An 18,250-nucleotide genomic window follows, 5' to 3' on the forward strand; every position below is an offset into this window, starting at 1 on the left:
CTCGTGTTGCGACCATTGAGCCATCCTTGGTAGTAATAGAATATATGTATGGTTTATACCTGATATCAGACCATACATTGATCCCAATTCAATATAGCTATTGTTATAGAGCGAGTAAATGGACTAGGCGGACGAGGTAAATGAATATACACACTTTTGATAATCATTATGTTACTTGCCCAATTTGCCAAAGAAATGCTACGCCCAAACCAGTTAAAACGCGCATGGGCTTGTTTTGCTGTCCTTATTGTCAGGAACGGCTAGTAGTTTGCCAAAGCGGTCATTATGTCCGCGATCCGTTTACTTGGAGACAAATGATGATTTCTTCAGCGCTACGTCGGCAAAGCCGACCTTTAGCGAGGATTATCAGAGATTTTGTCCTACTCAAGCGTCCTATGGTAGCTTTAGCTGTGGGCAGCGCTATTTTCTTTAGTGCGATCGCTCTCACCCAAGAACGGACAAGTTATGATCGCCAAACCTCTCCCACAACAGAGAAAATTAATGACCCAGGATACAAATCTCAGTAAATGGATTAATTTGCTATAAATCAAATTCTACTTTGATTTTTGTAATATTATAACTAAATACTCCAATAAAACCGTGTCTTATTGTTCCAAATAAAACGCGGTTTTATATTATGTCCGTTTAAAGAATGATTGCTGATTAGGTAAGTACTTTAGTACCCAACTTAAGCATTTTCAGCACTAAAGTGCTAACTAAAAACTATTGTTTATACTTATCTAATTATCATATCAATTTGAAAATCGGGACACCACAGCATCTAGAATTTACTGTCCGGCAATACTTGGGGTGAAAACATTGCCCACAATGACTGATAGTAAGGGAGAAAATAAGCAGCCTGTTGTGGTTCCAAACAAGAGCGAGCTTATCATTTCTTCACATTAATACCAATTCAATTAATGATTGCAACACATCCTTGGGTAAAGATGCGATGAATCGCGTCTCTACAAATGGTCTATTTGTCGTATTCTTTTTTCCAATTGATATAAATCGCTGGTTTTTTACACTTTTAGGAAGAAAGCGATCGCCACACAATTATCGAAGGGGACAAGGGGACAAGGGAATAACCATGCCCGATGCCCCACACTTATAATCGCTCAGTCTCTTTTGTGACTAACCTCCAACCTTCAGCTTCATCAACTAGCTTCATCGACTCTAGTTGAAGATTGTTAAAAGCAGATGTATGAAGTAGAAAGTAGGGTTGGCCGTTGTAGTGCCAATAGTATTGAAGTTCGCCAACAGAAGCGGGAATGATGGTGCGATCGCTATAATAATCCAACGAGGGACGATGGTAAGGGAAGGATGTATAAATCTTCCTTGTGGCAGGATTTGCCCGCACAATCATAGCGGCCACTGGTTTAACTGGATAGGCTTCAGATAATTCCCAAACCCAGTAGTTAGATTTCATTAACAACAGTAGTGAAATATAACTTCCCCAAAACAAAATCTTCAGAAATTGCCCGTCGCCTCGCTCTGCCAAAATAGCTGCTAAGGTCATAGTTAAAGCGACTGCGGCAAAAATCAGTTGTAAGTCTGTTGTTGGTGTTGTACCCGAACTGAAATAAATACTACCAGCAGAAGCGACCACAGCAAGTATTGCCAAACCAGCAACCCAAGCACGGGGATAAGATGAGAGTAAAGGCGAATTTTCTGTTTCTGATAACTGGATACCAAAAGCTAAAGCTAAACTGGGGTAAATCGGGAATAGATACCAGGGAACTTTGGTAATCATGAAGGAAATTACCAACAGATAAACACCACTCCACGCCATTACTAGTTTTGCCCAGCTAAGGTTACGATTTTCCCAAGTTAAGCGGACAGTTTGTGGTAAGAATAATAACCAGGGCCATGTGTACTTGAGAAGTTCAAAGACATAGTACCAAGGGGCTTGAGAATTCTCTTCGACAACAGAGCCAACTCGACCTAGTGATGGGTTTGCAAGGCCGATTTGGGCGAAAGTATAACCATAGTGAATTAGTTGGGCAGCATACCAACCAGCTACAGGTAGAATGCCAATTAAGATTGCTATCCAGAGATAGTAACAGGTGAGCAGTCGTGGCGTATCCCAAAACAGAAACACCAGTGCGATCGCACCTAGTAATATGCCTAGTAGTCCTTGAGTTAGGCAAATGAACCCAAAGCTAATACCAACACCCAGACAATAACGTAAATCCCGGCGCGATCGCAACACGCACAACATCATCACCATCAAAAAACTTACCATTGCCCCATCCAACATTGCTAACCGCCCATGACGCACCACGGGTAGCATTGTTAGGTAAATCAAGGCGCTATAAATCGCTGCCCAACGTTGGCGAAATATCTCTCGAGCAATGCAATACAGTAAAGGTACAGATGTCGCTGTTAAGATTGCTCCAGGTAGACGCGTTGTCCACTCATTTTCGCCTCCTAGAGAATAAGCCCAAGCAATTAGCAAATGCATCAAAGGCGGCTTGTTATGATATGGTTCGCCTCCTAGCGTTGGGTAAAGCCAACGCATTGAACCTGCTGGTGCTTGCCAAATTTCATGAGCAACCTGTGCCACAGTCCCTTCATCCCAATCTCGTAGCGGCAATCCTCCCAGATTGATGCTAAACAGTAACACTGCTGCCAACAGCAATACTATTAGCCATACCCAATCAATCCATCTGCCAACCGTGCGATGCTGTTTTTCCAGATGACTCCAAATAAAGCTTCCTTCTTGCATATTCTCTGGTAATCATTTTACTTGCTGGTTTGATTACATAGAGATATCTAGCGAATCTCCAATGTTGCCACCCAGTAGCAACGTATGTTCTTAACAATTGCTAGTTTCCAAGATTAACTCAATTTTTTATAATTAGCCCTATTTTTTCAAAAATTTATCTTAGTTATTTCCAGAATATTTAACCAAAAAAATGATAAAAATAATACAGACAATAAATTATTTATCACCTGTTGATTAGTCCGTAAATTAACTTGTACTTTATTTTTAATATTACCCTGAGTTTGATTTTTATCTACTTAGTTGTCAGTTGGCTATTTCCCGACAACAAACAATAATTGTTACAGATTTTCAATTTCGTCCTGATGGGATAATAGTCTTCAGCATAATATGTAGGACTCATATTTTATTTCTGAAAAAATTAATTACAACTCAAAAAGGCTTATTGCCTATTGCCTATTGCCTATTGCTTTCCACAGCTAACTTAAAAAATAAAAATAACTTGAAGCTTTAATTCATTATTATGATAAATAATCTCAATTTGGCTAATAAATTCTCGAAAGTAAAATCGCCGCTCTGTTTCCGACAAATCTAACCAAAATTGTGGTATTGAAACAGCTTGAGCAACAGAACGTAAGTTAACTGGGGGAAGAGTCGCCAACTTTGCTTCGAGTGTAGAAATTTCTGTGTGGAGTTTGTAAGCCCTTAACTTTGCTGTTTCGACATCTAAAATTCCAGTTTCAATTAAAGCGGGTAACTGAGCAAGTATTTCTTGCTGACGCGCGATCGCTTGCCCTAAACTGTTCTTAATTTCATCCAACTGGGGAAAATTCATCCCCGCTACAGCTAAGGGTAAGTCACGGCAAACCGTTTCAATTGTATTTTCCAACACCTCTTGGTAAGGAATAGCCTTACACTTGGGGCGTTGGGGACAACTAGTAGAACGTAAATAAAGATACTCCTTATCTTGGTTGCGTTGGGTAACACGGGTAACTGTCAGATGCGATTGACACTCAGCGCAAACAACCAACCCAGCTAAAGAACGTGGTGCGCTAGCAGTTCGGGATGGTAAACGGCTGTTACGGCGTAAAAGTCGGTCAACTTGGGCTGCTTCTTCTTTAGAAATTATTGGAATATGGGTATTGGAGATAATTTCGCCATTTTGGTAGGCTGTATTACCGCGATAGACAGGATTAGTCAGCCAGCGTCTTCCTGTAGTGACAGAGATTTTCTTGCCGTATTTTTTTGCCAAATAACGAACTGAACCCCGCAGAGAACCATAGAGTAAAAAATGTTCAAAAAAATCTTTGACTACTGGTGAAGTACTGCGGTCAATGGTATATTTTCCCTTACCTCTGCGATAGCCGTAGGGAACTTTGCCGGGTGGCGGTGCAACCTCAAGACGATTACGGGCGTGTCCTTGGCGAATGCGACGGCTACGTTGTTGACGTTGGATTGCGTGTAGCAAATTCAACAAATCAGCGCCCAAAGGGTAATTTTCGGAAGTGTAGGGCTGTTCAGTGGCGATTACTGCTATTCCCATGACTTCGAGTTGATTGAGGCGATCGCTAATTTCCTCTACAGTATCCCCTAATTCTTCCAACCGACGAATCAACAGATAATCTGCTGCTTCAGTTTCGCAATCGGTAAATAATTTTTGTAATTGCGATCGTCCAGAAGAGTCTGGCTTGCCCAAATCTTCATAAACCCGATCCACCTCCCATCCCCAATCAGCTTGATCGGGAGAAGATTCTAATAATGGATCAGTGTAAGAGTAGGCAATGATTTTCATTAGTCATCAGTCATTAGTCAATAGTCAATATAATAGTTCTTCTTCCCCTGCCTCCCCTGCCCTACTTGCCCACTCCTCACTGCTGACTCAATTCGATAATATTCCCATCAGGATCTTGAGTGAACAAGGCAGCGCGACCGGAGGCGCTGGCTTGAATGGGATAATTATGATTGAGTAATTCCTGTTTGGCGGTGTCTAAGTCAGCAACGGAGAAAGCAATGTGGGGATTACGCCCCCATTTTTCGTTTGGGTTTTCCGTGGGGACAGCAAGTGCAACTATCAGGTGAAGTTGGTAGTCACCGATTTGATACCATACGCCAGCGTATTTCAGGGAACGATCTATTTTAGATAATCCCAATACTTTGCCATAAAATTGCTCGGAGCGTTCTAAGTCAGTCACAAGAATCGCTGTATGGAGACTTCGGGTAATCTGCATTGTCGGTAAGATGCGATCGCATTTATTTAAATTTTGACGTAGTTTGTATTCTTGTGGGAGCAGGGGAGGCAGGGGAAGAAGAACTATTATATTGACTATTGACCAATACAATACCCAATCCCCAATACCCAATCCCCAATTTTCAATCCCCAATCCCATCACAAACTCAACGGCAGTTGAACTGTGAACTTTGTCCAGCCCTGAGAACTGGTAACTTGAATCGTGCCTTGGAGATATTGAACTAACTTCTTTACTAATGCTAAACCTAATCCTGTGCCGCTCTCTTGCCAGCGATCGCTTTGAGGAATCCGGTAAAATGGTTCAAAGATTCGAGATTGTTCTTGTTTGGGGATTATCACCCCAGAATTGCTAATTGTAATTTGAAAATAAGGAACTTGAAGATTATTTAATCCACTAGATTCCAGATCCTCATTGATGAGACTTTTTGTGGTGTCAATTACCTGAACATCCACCGTAATCTGTCCATTAGGCGGAGTGTATTTACAAGCATTGTTGAATAACTCTGAAATAATTTCCGTTAGGCTAGACAAGTCTGAAACTAAAGGTGGTAAATTTGGAGAGATTCTAACTTTGAAAGACTGTTGCCTAGCTTGAGCGCGTTCCTGAAAATACTCGGCAACATGAGGCAGCCAGCTTTGGAGTTGAACTGAAGTTAATTCCAACGGATAGACATCTGCATCAATCATTCGCATGTGCAGTAAATTATCTACTAAATCTAGTTCTTGTTCGCACTGATCGCGCAGGATAGCTAAGTAACGAGCGACAGATTCAGATGGAGAAAGTGCATTTGAATTTAAAATGCCCTGCCGATCAAGAATATTTTCTAGTACGGAGATTGCCATTTTAATGTTTGACAAGGGCGTTCGCATTTCATGAGAAGTGGTTGCCAGAAAATCCTCTTTCAACTGGTTCAGCCGTTGAAGTTCTGCAATTTGAATTTCTAGTTGTCGAGCACGTTCAGTAGCGAGATTGCGTTCTTCGGTTAGCCGTCGCTGCGTGTCGTCTCGAAAAACCAATACGGCTCCTGTAATTACACCGCTATTATTTCTCAGGGGAGTAGCGCTATCAGCTATCGGTATAGTTCTTCCGTCTTTGGCAATGAGTAAAACACCATTGGCTAGATGGATAATAGTTTCTTGTTGGAGAGCTGCGATAATTGGATTTTCTACAGAAAGCTGAGTTTGTTCGTCAATAAGTTTGATAACTTCAGTTAACATCTTGTCCTTAGCTTCATTCCATCGCCACCCTGTTAGGGCTTCAGCTATCGGATTGAGGTACTTAACATCTAATTCAGTATTTACTACAATTACTCCATCACCCATTTCTCGAAGCACAGAACTCAAAAATTGTTCGCGATCGTAGCGATTGAGAGCTGTTTGAATTGCAACGTAAAGTTCTTGCTCCTTGATCGGTTTGAGGATATATCCAAAGGGGGATGTCAAGGTTGCCCGTTCCACAGTACTTTTATCGGAGTGGCCTGTGACATAGATCACAGGAATTTGCAGATGATGCCAAATTTGCTTTGCTGCCTGAATGCCGTCCATTTCACCCCGTAACCTGATATCCATTAAAATCAAGTTTGGGCGTAATTCAGTTGCTTTGGCAATTGCGCCTTCGGCAGAATCGGTAATATCTAAAACAACATATCCCAAAGACTCTAAACTTTCTTGTAAATTGATCGCAAGAATGTACTCATCTTCAACAACAAGGACTTTAATTGTCTCCTTTTTTTCAGTGTTTGATGGAATCGCAATCATTTTTATGTTGTCCGGCTGTTTGTAAAAGTAATTTTGAATTGTGTTCCGTGCTGAGAGTCAATTTCAAGCTTTCCCCTGAGCTGCTTGACTAAACCCTGTACAAGGGTTATGCCAAGTGTTTTAGCTTTCTTGCTATCAAAATTTTTAGGTAAACCAACACCATTATCTCTAATAATGAGTATTAAAGTGCGGTCTGATTCTTGAGAAAATTTGACCTGAATTTCGCCTCCACGATTCCCAATAAAGGCGTATTTCAAAGCATTGGAAACCAGTTCGTTGATAATTAAGGCACAAGGAATGGCAGTTTCGATGTCGAGGCTAGCATTATCAACTTGAATATTCAGCTTAATCTGGCTGGAACTGACATTATAAGAATCAAATAAATGAGTTGTTAAATCTGGAATATATTGAGCAAAATCAATATCAGCGAGGTCTTCAGAGCGGTATAGTTTTTCATGAACTAGGGCAATGGAAGCAATGCGGTTTTGACTATCGCGCAAAATAGCTGTCACCACAGGATCTTGTGTACGTCGGCACTGCATTTGCAGTAAACTGCTGACAATTCCTAAATTGTTCTTAACACGATGATGAATTTCTTTGAGTAATACCTCCTTTTCTTTCAGAGAGGCTTTGATTTTTTCCTCTGCTTGCTTTTGCTCGGTGATATCTTGATGAATAGCTACAACGACGCTTCCATACTCAGGATGTCTAAAAACGGAAGCGGTAGCACTACACCAGAATGGAGTGCCATCTTTTTTAATATTATGGACTTCATAAGTTGCTTCACCGTGTTCCAAAACAGCAGTGCTAATCACCCGATTAATATCTTCAGGTGTATTATCTTTATCACCGTAGTTGACAATCGCTACATGCTGACCGATTAATTCACCAGGGTCATAGCCAAACATCTGCTCGAATTTAGGGTTGGCGTAGACAAACACGCCATCTGTGGTACGAACAAGGCAAATTCCCTCGGCCATGTTGCGGGTAATTACTGCTTGCAACTCTAACATCTGTTCAGCGCGTTTGCGATCGCTGATTTCAACTACGACAATGCCCATGCTAATCGGTTCATCGGCTTCAGATTGAATTGGAAAGTAGGAAGCTAGCCAAGTCCTGATGACCCCAGGGAGTTTTGGGGTTTCTCCACTGATTTCCAAATCCAGAATCGGCTCACCCGTTGTCAAAATATGTTGAAAGATTTGCTCTAGCTTTTGGGCCAAATCAGGGACAATCTCCCACGGTGTCTTGCCAATATGCGTTGCTGGGGGAATGCCATTAATTTCTGCTAATGCCTCATTAATCAATGAATAACGCAGTTCCCGATCCATAATCGTTATACCAACGGGTGCACTATTGATGAAGGTATCCAATAATTTTTGTTTGTGAGCCAGTTCTCGCTCCAGAATCTTACGTTCTGTGATATCGATCGCGACCCTACCCACTAGCTTTTGTGCAGACAATCCGAGAATTGGGAACTTATATACCAAGAACTCTCCAAGGATACCATCTGGTCGGGGAGCAACTTCAATCGCCTCAATTACCTGATTTGTCTGTATGACTGTCTGAATATGATCGAAATGCTGCCGAGCAATTTTATCTGTATAGAGGTCAAAAATGGATTGCCCAATCACCTGTTCAGGTAGTAATTTAAATGTTCGCAGGTATGTTTGGTTTGAGTAAAGTATACGCCCATCTGTATCACTGATCCATGCAAGTACTGGGCTGTTGTTCATAAATGCCTGGAACCTGGCTTCACTTTCTTGCAAAGCTGCTTCTGCTTGCTTTCGTTCTGTAATATCAATAATTACGCCCAGCATCTGTATAGGGTCGCCTGCTTCGTTATAAACGCCCCGCCCTTTCCCTGTGAGCCAGTGAACACTACCATTAGGATAAATTACTCGATACTCACCTTGAAAATTAGTATGTTGTGCCAGTGCATCTAATACAGCCTGTTCAATTCGGTCAACATCCTCTAGATGAACCCGATTTCGCCATAGCTGATAACTAGCTGCTGATATTTCTGGCTCTAAACCTAACAAACGATAATGGTTGTCGTTCCAGATAACTTCGCCTGTTTGAAGATTCCAATCCCAAATACCGATGTGGTTAAATTCCAACGTCAGCCTCAGTTGTTCTTCACTTCTGGCTAAAGCTGCTTCAGTTTGTTTGCGTAACTGAAGCTCGTCATAAACATCGCTGATATCTCGATGAGTACCAGTCATCCGTAAAGGTTTACCCTGTTCATCTCGCATCACAACCTTGCCGTAGTTGGCAATCCATTTCCATTCGCCCGACTTTGTTTGAACTCGATAGTTAAATTTGTAGGAAACTGAACTATCTTTGAGATGATCTGCCAAGATTTTCTTAACCCAAGGAAGATCGTCGGGATGAACTAATCGCTCCCAAGTACTCAAATTTTGTGGAAGTTCCTCGAAGCTGTATCCAAGCATTTTTAGAAAAAGGGGGCTGTAATACACCTCTTGAGTCAAAATATTCCAGTCCCACAATCCATCCCCAGAAGCCTCAAGTGCTAATTGTAGTCGTTCCTCACTTTGTCTGAGGGCGGTTTCTGCTTGTTTGCGATATTCTTCGACACGCTTACGCGCAGTGATATCTGTGACTCGTACTAGTTGCATCACAGTACCAGCAACCGTGATTTGTTTGGCTGTCATATTTCCCCAAAAAGTATTGCCCTGCTTGGTGACATATTCAATTTCTTGACTCCAAAGGCTTTGCTGCTTAATTTTTTCGGATATGGAGTCTAACTCATTAGGGGTGAACTGTTGTTTTTGCAGAGTATGATCTGCAATGTTAATAAGTTCAGCTTTGCTAGAGGCTGCAAATAACTTCACTGCTTGCTCGTTACAGTCAGTGGTCAATAATGTTTCTACATTTACTAAAAAGAGCGCATCGGCGGATTCATTATAAACAGCTTCTAGTAGGTCGCGGCTCTTGATGATTTCTAGCTCGGTTTGTTTACGTTCTGTAATATCTAAAACAGATCCCAACAGCTTAACAGCCTGCCCTTGAGAACCATAAGCTATCTCTGCTTTAGTCTCAACGTAGCGTACTGAGCCATCGGGCCGAACAACTCGAAACTCAACAGTGAAAGGGGTTCCTTGAGCGTAGGCGTAGCTCGTCTTAGACATCACCTGTTCCATGTGGGTGTTCATCCAATCGCGATCGTCTGGGTGAATCATCTGGAGAAATTCTTCTTGGGTTGGTTCGCTTTGAGTTTGATTTAAACCAAAAATGCGAAAAGTTTCTATTGACCAGCAGAGCTTTTTGGTTTCTAAATTAAATTCCCAACTGCCTATATGAGCGATCTGTTGAGTAGTGGCTAGCAGTGTTTCACTTTGTCGGAGTTTCTCTTCAGCTTTTTGGCGATCGCGCAGTGCAGTTTGTTGTTCAGTGATATCTCGCCCTTCTGGAATCAACAAAACAACTCGATCCATTTCGTCAAGAAGCGGACGCAGGGAAAAATCGATTGTTGCTACTCGGTTATTTGCACCGAGAATATCCACTTGATAACGGACAAACTCTCCTTGAGCTGCACGAGCGATCGCTTGTTTTAATTCTTCTTGAGTTTGCGGTGAAATCGTCCACCAGTGTGCTTCCCAAAAAGGGCGATTGATCACATCTTCCAACTTCAGTCCACCAAAACTTAGCGCCGTCTGGTTTGCCTCTAGTAAAATGCCATCTAGCGTTAGCAGCCCTGTGAACTGGAAAGTGTTATTGAAGATGGCGCAAAAACGGCGCTCGCTTTGCTGTAATTTGGCAGTACGCTCTTGTACTTTGGCTTCTAACTCGGTGTTGAGGGTTTGGAGGTTGTGGTAAAGTTCGGCTTGTTGGATGGCGATCGCTAGTTGCACAGTCAGTTGGTTGAGCAATTCCACCTCAAATTCCTGCCATTGTCGTGGGGCAGAACATTGATGCACGATAAATAGCCCCCAAAGTTCAACTGTTGAACTCCCCTTGTTCTCTAACAAAATAGGGACAACTAAATTCGCCTTCACCTGAAACTGTTCCAAAAGATTAATATGGCAATCACTTAAACCCGCTTCGTAGATGTTTGTCGCTGCCCAAATTTTTCCCCGACGATATTCTTCCCCCTGATTTTCTTGAAAACAGGTATCTTCAATCTCCAGTCCGAAGATTGGTGTCCATTGGGATAATACCGACTCCGCAACGATGTTACCCTGCATCTGAGGAGTAAATTGATACATTACTACTCGGTCTGCACTCAATAACTGGCGGACTTCTTGAACACTCGTGGCGAGAATATCTTGAAGCTTCAAAGATTGGCGGATATCAAGAGCGATCGCTCCTACTAATTTTTGTTGTTCCTGTTGTTGTTTTAGCTGCCGCATTAGCTGCATCTGCTTGATCGCCCCATGAACCGCTCGACGTAAATTATCAGAGGTCAGTTTTCCTTTGACTAGATAATCTTGCGCCCCACTCTTAATAGCTTGGACTGCGATCGTTTCGTCCCCTTGCCCAGTTAACATAATCACAGATGTCTGGCTACCCTCGGTTTGCTGTTGTAGCTTATTCATCAATTCCAGCCCATCTATATCTGGCAATCGGTAGTCTAAGAGAATTACATCCGGTGTTTTCCATTGACAACCTTGCAGCGCCTGCTTGCCAGACTCAAATTCATAAATATCGTAGCTGTAGCGATCGTCATGCTCCAGGAAACGCCGATATACAGTTCTGTCTTCAGCAGAGTCTTCTACGAAAAATAAAGTTATTGGATAGACTCTCATACAGTTCGACCTCCTAAGAAAGTAGACGTATAGGGTATGAGAAGAAATAATGCCCAATCCCCAATTCCCAATCCCAAATCAGAAAATCAGAAAATCCAGACTTTTTCTTGATCGCACACTACTATTTTTAGTCGTATAAACGCATAATAGAATAGTGACTGATCTGTTCGCCCCTTTACAATCTCTCAAACAAGGTGACTGGTTCAAGCTGATCTGCGGAGCCAGCTTCCAGCATTTGCCGGCAGTCAGAAGTTTAACGTTAGCCTATACTTTGGCGGGCGCTGACTGCATAGATGTTGCAGCTGATCCAGCAGTGATTGCGGCGGCGCAAGCAGGGCTGCAAGTAGCCAAACATCTGGCTAAAGATGCCCAAAATCGAGGCTTTGGCTACAAAGGCAATTCACCGTTTTTGATGGTCAGCCTGAACGATGGAGAAGACCCGCATTTTCGGAAAGCAGAATTTAATCCTACTAAGTGTCCGACAGATTGTCCTAGACCCTGTGAACGGATTTGTCCGGCACAAGCAATTGTGTTTAACAGTATAAAAGAAGACTTTTCGGGAGTAGTATCCGAAAAATGTTATGGCTGTGGTCGTTGTATACCAATTTGTCCTTATGATATAATTTATACAAATTCATACATATCAACGCCGGGAGCGATCGCGCCATTGGTAATGTCAACGGGAGTAGATGCCGTAGAAATCCATACAAAAGTCGGGCGATTGGCAGAATTTAAGCAATTATGGCAAGCAATTTCACCGTGGGCCGAGCAACTAAAGTTACTAGCTATCAGTTGTCCTGATGGCGAGGGGATGACTGACTACTTAAGGGCACTGTATGAGCTAATTGCTCCACTCAAGAGTGCTTTAATTTGGCAAACTGATGGTCGTCCTATGAGTGGTGATATTGGCGATGGCACCACAATAGCCCCGGTGAAATTAGGGCAAAAAGTTTTGGCAGCTAAGTTACCGGGATATGTGCAGTTAGCAGGCGGCACAAATAGGTATACCGTTGCTAAGTTAAAGGCAATGGGACTACTTAAGAAGGCAGGGGAGCAGGGGAGCAGGGGAGCAAGGGAGAAACAAGAATTTTCCCCCTCTGCCCCTCTGTCCCTCTGCCCCTCCGCCTCCATCGCCGGGGTCGCCTACGGTAGCTATGCCCGTGTACTGCTGTCACCAATTCTCGAACAGTTAGAGAATAAGGAGGTAAGTAACACCAATGTGAAGGCGAATCTTCGCCTAGAAGAAGATGACGTATTACTTTGGCAAGCTGTAGAACTTGCCCATTCTCTCGTTTCCCAGATCAAGTCACAGCAGGAGCATTAATTGCTCGTTCGGAAAAATACCAGAGCGGGTTATCCTGCACGCAAACGTCCTCGCTATCTCTAAAAACGTCACCATAGAAAGCATGACGATTACAGACGATCTCCAAAAGTTATTAGACATTTTGCCCCAAGACCTGCGACAAGCACTAGAGAGTCATCCCAAACGAGATATTTTAGTAGAAGTGGTCTTGGATTTGGGTCGTCGCCCAGAGGCTCGCTTTCCTAATCAAGCTGAGTATCTGAGCGAAGTACCCGTCACTCAAGAACAGATAGATGATTGTATTCAACGAGTTGGAATCTTTGGCGGAGATAATCGAGCAGGAATTGAGCAAACTTTGCATCGGATCAGCGCCATCCGCAACCGCACGGGTAAGATTATTGGCTTGACCTGTCGCGTTGGTCGAGCAGTATTTGGAACCATTGGCATGATCCGCGATTTGGTAGAAACTGGTAAATCGATTCTCATGCTGGGGCGTCCAGGCGTGGGCAAAACTACTGCCTTACGGGAAATTGCCCGTGTTTTGGCTGATGATTTGCAAAAGCGAGTGGTGATTATTGACACCTCCAACGAAATAGCTGGGGATGGTGATGTTGCCCACCCCGCCATTGGTCGCGCTCGGCGGATGCAAGTGGCTCATCCAGATCAACAACATCAGGTGATGATTGAGGCAGTGGAAAACCACATGCCAGAGGTGATTGTCATTGATGAAATTGGCACGGAACTGGAAGCTTTAGCGGCTCGTACCATTGCGGAACGGGGTGTACAGTTGGTAGGTACTGCTCACGGGAATCAGATCGAAAATTTGATTAAAAACCCCACCCTAGCTGATTTAGTTGGGGGTATCCAAGCTGTGACGCTGGGAGACGATGAAGCCAGACGCCGGGGTTCTCAAAAGACTGTTTTAGAGCGAAAAGCCCCGCCTACCTTCGAGATTGCTGTGGAAATGTTGGAACGCCAACGCTGGACAGTACACGAAAGTGTTGCTGACACCGTAGATAATCTGTTGCGGGGTCGTCAACCTACTCCACAAACGAGAACCGTTGATGACCACGGCAAAATCGCGGTTACACGTCAGTTAGCTGTTGTCAACGGTCGCGGTGGACAGCTGGGGACAGTGGAAGAGTCTTTCCCACCGGCGCGGCCGTCTAATGGGTGGCGTTCATCTGGACAAATGGTAGCATTGCCACAATTGCCTGTAGAGCGGGTAACTGGACGCAGTGAATTTGATCGTTTGCTGGATGAATCTTTCAATTATTCTGAAAGCATTGATTTAGATGCTGCTACAAGAGTGCCAGGGCCCAATGGTGAAGATTTGCCACTGCACGTTTACCCTTATGGTGTTAGTCGTCATCAACTAGAACAGGTAATTAGCGTACTAACTTTGCCTGTGGTATTGACAAAAGATATAGATAGTGCTGATGCAATTTTAGCACTGCGATCGCACGTCAAAAACCACGCCAAATTACGGCAAATGGCTAAAGCTCGTCATGTACCCATTCACATGATTAAGTCCAGCACTATTCCCCAAATTACCCGTGGTTTGCGGCGGTTGCTGAACATCGACGACCCAGAAATGGCCGATGACCTAGAATTGCAGTTGTTTTTGCACAATGGTAGCGATGATGAGATGGATGCCTTGGAAGAAGCTAGACTTGCTGTTGAGCAAATTGTGATTCCGAAAGGACAGCCAGTCGAGTTATTGCCGCGTTCTCCCCAAGTCCGCAAAATGCAACATGAGTTGGTAGAACATTATCGTCTCAAGTCGCATAGTTTTGGTGAAGAACCAAATAGAAGATTGCGGATTTATCCAGCGTAACTCCACCCTCAGCCCCTCTTTGCAGTGCAAAGGGGGGATCTCACTGGCAGGCACTAACCAATGATCTCCAATTTTTGATTTTGCAACACGGCTACAGTCTGAAGTGAATTTCTGTATCATCTAAATATTTCAGCCATGTGAGAGCAGAATTCAGAATTCAGGAGTAAAACACGCTTAATATCTGGGTAACAGACGCGAGCTTGTGTACCTCACTTTCCTTGAAATCTGCTGTAGCATTTACCCTATGCCAAAAAACCCGGTCACGAAGACCAGGTTTTTGTGGGGCCATATTCCCCCAAGGCTAGTTATAGAAGTTATTTATAAATCACTGTTCTGGTAATAATTACCAAACTTAAGTTACTAATTTCGGAAAACTGCCACCCAATTTTTTCAAAAATCAAATATGAGTCCCAATACTTCTGGGTTAAGTATTTTTAATTTGGAATCGGGTTTTGGGAAAGTTTACTGGGTTTGGGGTAAAGGTTTTTTATTGCCGCTTTCCCCCGCCCTTCATCCCCAGAGGGGGCCCCACCTTCCCCTTTTCCCCTTAACCGAGCAGTTCTGATATGAGTCCTACATAACATCACTGAAACTCTGTTTTTGTTCTTATTTTTTTGAGTCTCAGTTTTTTGTGTGATTTTGAAAAGCCCCCTTTATTGTGATTTATTGACTTTATTCTTAATAAAGCCAGGATTATTTCAAGTAACTTAATTCTTTAAACCTATATTTGTCAGATTTTTCAGGCTTTATTAACCGCCAAACTAAGGTTTATTAGTAAAGGCAGCCACCTTGTCTTGTCCTGCGGTCATATAAGCACAAGCCATGTGTGATGAGTTATACGCCCAGCCAAAGCGTCCTTGACGGTCTATGAGGATGCACCCAGCTTCACCTTTAACCTTAGAAACCAAAGCGTCAATTGCCATCTGTGCTGCTTCATCTGGATGCCGATCGCCACTCAAAAAATCGATCGCAGTTTTAGCCAAAACCACGGGGATAATCGACTCACCATCACCTGTTGTTGAGCAAGCGCCGATTTTATTATCAGCATACAAACCACAGCCAACAAGCGCAGTGTCACCGACGCGACCTTGTTGCTGCTTGGTAGTGCCGCCAGTTGAAGTGCCAGCAGCTAGGATGCCGCTAGCATCCAAAGCTACACAACCTACGGTGTTGGGGCGATCGATTACTTCTCGATCTTCCTTCCACTGCTCCAACTGTTCCTCAGCTATTAAGTCTTCTTTTTTGCACATTTCAGCCCCGGAATCTATGGCGAAGCGTTCTGCACCCCGCGCTACTAGTAGTCTGGGTTTATCATCCATAATGTTCCGGGCAACCGAGATTGGATGACGGATGCCCTGAGCTGCTGCAACTGCTCCCCAACTTAATGAGCCTTCCATAATCGCCGCGTCTAATTCCACCTCTCCGTCGCTGTTGAGAGTTGCACCAAGGCTGGCGTTAAATGTTTGGTCAGCTTCCAAAACTCGAATAGCTGCTTCCACAGCCTCGGCGGCTGTACCCCCACTAATTAGCACTGCCCAACCAGCCTCTACTGCTGCTGTACAGCCTGCATTATTGGCTGCAACCTTGTCGTCCGTGATGGTTTTTGCTCCACCGTGAACAATGATAGTCGGTGTCATATAATTCCTTCTTGTTTAGTATGAATTTTGTGGGACTGCAACTGCTTCAACTCTTTCGTCAATTAGTTGTAGCGATCGCATTTTTAAAGTCTCTAAACCCAAGTGCTGGGTTGCTGATATAAACACAGCTTCGGGATAATCTTGTTGAACCCTAGCCCAGGTTTCGCTATCTACTTTGTCAACCTTGTTAAAAGCAATCAAACTTTTTTCTGGAATCTCTGGCATTTCTTCGAGTATTTCCAGCACACTTGCAATATGACTTTCCCAAGCTGGATGGGATAAATCCACGACATGAATCATCGCATCAGCCTCAACAACTTCCTCCAATGTGGCGCGAAACGCATCCATCAGTGGTGGTGGAAGTTCGTGAATAAATCCTACAGTATCTGTGAGCAGAATCGAGCGGCGTTCTTGTGTTTCTGGTTTTGTAATTACTACCTTGCGGGTTGTTGGGTCGAGGGTAGCAAATAGTTGATCTGCGGTGAAAACCTCTGCATTGGTTAACACATTTAGTAAAGTAGATTTACCAGCATTGGTATAGCCAACTAATGCCAAAACCGGAATTTCTTGCTGTTGTCGTTGTTGTCTAATCCGGGCGCGGTGTGCTTGTAATTGGTTCACTTCTTCCTGTAGTTGACCAATTCGTCGTTGAATTGTTCGCCGTTCCGTCTCTAGTTTTGTTTCACCAGGGCCTCGCGTACCAATCCCCGCACCTAATCGAGACATTTCCTGACCGCGATCGCGCAACCGAGGTAACATATATTCGAGTTGCGCCAGTTCTACTTGTAATTTACCCTCTTGAGTGCGCGCGCGTTGAGCGAAAATATCCAGAATTACTTCTGTGCGGTCTACAACTCGGATGCCAATCTCTTGTTCTAAATTGCGGGCTTGAGATGCAGAAATATCTCGGTCAAAAACGATTAGATTAGCTCTTAGTTTGTGAGCTAAAAGGGTGATTTCTTCAATTTTTCCCTTACCGACCACTGTTTGGAGATGGGCGCGATCGCGTTTTTGTCGCATTGTATCGAGTACAATTCCTCCAGCACTTTCAACCAAACGCACTAGTTCTGCAAGTCCATCTTCAAATCGTTGAAGTGAGACATCTTCTGTCTGCACTCCTACCAGCAGCACTCTATCTTGGTCGGAGACAATTTCTTGAGATAGGAATATTCCATTTCCAGCATCAGCGATTTCTTCTTCCCATACCGCTACTAACTCATCAAATTCTTGTTCGGTTAGATCGTCCAAACTTAGAGGAGGTGAAATTACCCAAGGACTCTCTGAATCAGGGAAAAGGTAAGTTAGAAAAGCTTCTTTTGCTTTACCATCAATTGCAGTTAACATGACAAGAGCATCTAGGCGCTGACGCATCATTGCAATCAAAGCTGCTTCATCAGGTGGTTCTGATTTAAATTGAGTAGCAATACAACGGATTTTGCTCAAACGTTCTGCACTGCGACGGGGTAATTCTTCAGGTGGAATTTGAGTTTGACTGGGTGTTCCGACAGCAATTCGGATAACTTGCCCACGCCGATTGATATAACAACAAATCGGGTGATGAATTTGTTGACCGATTGTAGCTAAGGCTTGAGCAAATTCTGGCGTAATAAATCTATCTACTGGTTGATTTTGCTCGTAAAGCTCTTGCAGTCGTTTAATTTGACTAGCTTTTATTCCCTGAACATTGCCATAAATTTTTTGCATAAAACTAATAATCTACAGGTGATTTTTATCTCTGTAATATTATTATTTTGGTTTTTTTAAATTTTGATTTAATCTACCATGAGAAATAAGCAATTTAGCTATAGATAATTACCTCAAAATAAAGCTTCTTATAAAATGATTTATAAACCAATTAAGTGAGGTATTAACCATAAATGAGACTGTAAACGTGTAAGAGATTGTTTGAAAAGTGATTATGTGATATTTAGGCACTAACTGATCCCCCCTAGCCCCTCTTTTTAAGGCTACGG

At 43.2% G+C, this 18,250-nt stretch carries 10 protein-coding genes; 3 read left to right on the forward strand and 7 right to left on the reverse strand.

What is annotated here, in order from left to right; translation table 11 throughout:
* Positions 1-140: 140 nt before the first annotated feature.
* A complete protein-coding gene (locus RMX98_RS20305; RefSeq protein WP_322676105.1) occupies positions 141-527 on the forward strand; it encodes a hypothetical protein in 387 nt (128 codons plus the stop codon).
* Positions 528-1,108: 581 nt separating this feature from the next.
* Here the strand turns inward: RMX98_RS20305 and RMX98_RS20310 are convergent.
* The 5 genes from RMX98_RS20310 to RMX98_RS20330 all read right to left on the reverse strand — a co-directional run bounded on the left by RMX98_RS20310 (position 1,109) and on the right by RMX98_RS20330 (position 11,500).
* On the reverse strand, positions 1,109-2,728 hold the full coding sequence (locus RMX98_RS20310) for a glycosyltransferase family 39 protein (protein ID WP_322676106.1): 1,620 nt from the start codon (positions 2,726-2,728) through the stop codon (positions 1,109-1,111).
* A 481-nt stretch (positions 2,729-3,209) separates the two neighbouring features.
* Positions 3,210-4,517 carry a recombinase family protein gene (locus tag RMX98_RS20315; RefSeq protein WP_322676107.1) on the reverse strand — a complete coding sequence of 436 codons (1,308 nt, stop codon included), beginning with the start codon at positions 4,515-4,517 and terminating at the stop codon, positions 3,210-3,212.
* A 76-nt stretch (positions 4,518-4,593) separates the two neighbouring features.
* Positions 4,594-4,953 (reverse strand): VOC family protein, encoded by a 360-nt coding sequence (locus RMX98_RS20320; protein WP_322676119.1) that lies wholly within the window; start codon positions 4,951-4,953, stop codon positions 4,594-4,596.
* 158 nt (positions 4,954-5,111) lie between these two features.
* Positions 5,112-6,731: an ATP-binding protein gene (locus RMX98_RS20325; protein WP_322676108.1), complete on the reverse strand. Its 1,620-nt coding sequence runs from the start codon at positions 6,729-6,731 to the stop codon at positions 5,112-5,114.
* Positions 6,732-6,733: 2 nt separating this feature from the next.
* Positions 6,734-11,500 (reverse strand): PAS domain S-box protein, encoded by a 4,767-nt coding sequence (locus tag RMX98_RS20330; protein ID WP_322676109.1) that lies wholly within the window; start codon positions 11,498-11,500, stop codon positions 6,734-6,736.
* Between the two features lie 154 nt (positions 11,501-11,654).
* Here RMX98_RS20330 and ldpA point away from each other — a divergent pair, with 154 nt between their 5' ends.
* Both ldpA and RMX98_RS20340 read left to right on the forward strand, forming a co-directional pair.
* The gene (gene ldpA, locus RMX98_RS20335; RefSeq protein WP_322676110.1) at positions 11,655-12,824 is read left to right on the forward strand and encodes a circadian clock protein LdpA; all 1,170 of its coding nucleotides are present in this window, start codon (positions 11,655-11,657) and stop codon (positions 12,822-12,824) included.
* Positions 12,825-12,906: 82 nt separating this feature from the next.
* Positions 12,907-14,640, forward strand: a complete 1,734-nt coding sequence (locus RMX98_RS20340; RefSeq protein WP_322676111.1) for a R3H domain-containing nucleic acid-binding protein — start codon at positions 12,907-12,909, stop codon at positions 14,638-14,640.
* A gap of 761 nt (positions 14,641-15,401) precedes the next feature.
* Here RMX98_RS20340 and RMX98_RS20345 read toward each other — a convergent pair.
* Together RMX98_RS20345 and hflX are read right to left on the reverse strand one after the other, a co-directional pair.
* The gene (locus tag RMX98_RS20345; protein WP_322676112.1) at positions 15,402-16,277 is read right to left on the reverse strand and encodes an isoaspartyl peptidase/L-asparaginase family protein; all 876 of its coding nucleotides are present in this window, start codon (positions 16,275-16,277) and stop codon (positions 15,402-15,404) included.
* A 15-nt stretch (positions 16,278-16,292) separates the two neighbouring features.
* The gene (gene hflX, locus RMX98_RS20350; protein WP_322676113.1) at positions 16,293-17,981 is read right to left on the reverse strand and encodes a GTPase HflX; all 1,689 of its coding nucleotides are present in this window, start codon (positions 17,979-17,981) and stop codon (positions 16,293-16,295) included.
* Positions 17,982-18,250 lie beyond the last annotated feature (269 nt).

The sequence above is a fragment of the Nostoc sp. DedQUE02 genome, from assembly GCF_034531035.1.
Taxonomy (GTDB): Bacteria; Cyanobacteriota; Cyanobacteriia; order Cyanobacteriales; family Nostocaceae; genus Nostoc.

Excerpts from the sequence above, each read along its gene's own strand:
- RMX98_RS20305 (WP_322676105.1), top strand. The coding sequence starts at position 141 with ATGAATATACACACTTTTGATAATCATTATGTTACTTGCCCAATTTGC.
- RMX98_RS20310 (WP_322676106.1), bottom strand. The coding sequence starts at position 2,728 with ATGCAAGAAGGAAGCTTTATTTGGAGTCATCTGGAAAAACAGCATCGC.
- RMX98_RS20315 (WP_322676107.1), bottom strand. The coding sequence starts at position 4,517 with ATGAAAATCATTGCCTACTCTTACACTGATCCATTATTAGAATCTTCT.
- RMX98_RS20320 (WP_322676119.1), bottom strand. The coding sequence starts at position 4,953 with ATGCAGATTACCCGAAGTCTCCATACAGCGATTCTTGTGACTGACTTA.
- RMX98_RS20325 (WP_322676108.1), bottom strand. The coding sequence starts at position 6,731 with ATGATTGCGATTCCATCAAACACTGAAAAAAAGGAGACAATTAAAGTC.
- RMX98_RS20330 (WP_322676109.1), bottom strand. The coding sequence starts at position 11,500 with ATGAGAGTCTATCCAATAACTTTATTTTTCGTAGAAGACTCTGCTGAA.
- RMX98_RS20340 (WP_322676111.1), top strand. The coding sequence starts at position 12,907 with ATGACGATTACAGACGATCTCCAAAAGTTATTAGACATTTTGCCCCAA.
- RMX98_RS20345 (WP_322676112.1), bottom strand. The coding sequence starts at position 16,277 with ATGACACCGACTATCATTGTTCACGGTGGAGCAAAAACCATCACGGAC.
- hflX (WP_322676113.1), bottom strand. The coding sequence starts at position 17,981 with ATGCAAAAAATTTATGGCAATGTTCAGGGAATAAAAGCTAGTCAAATT.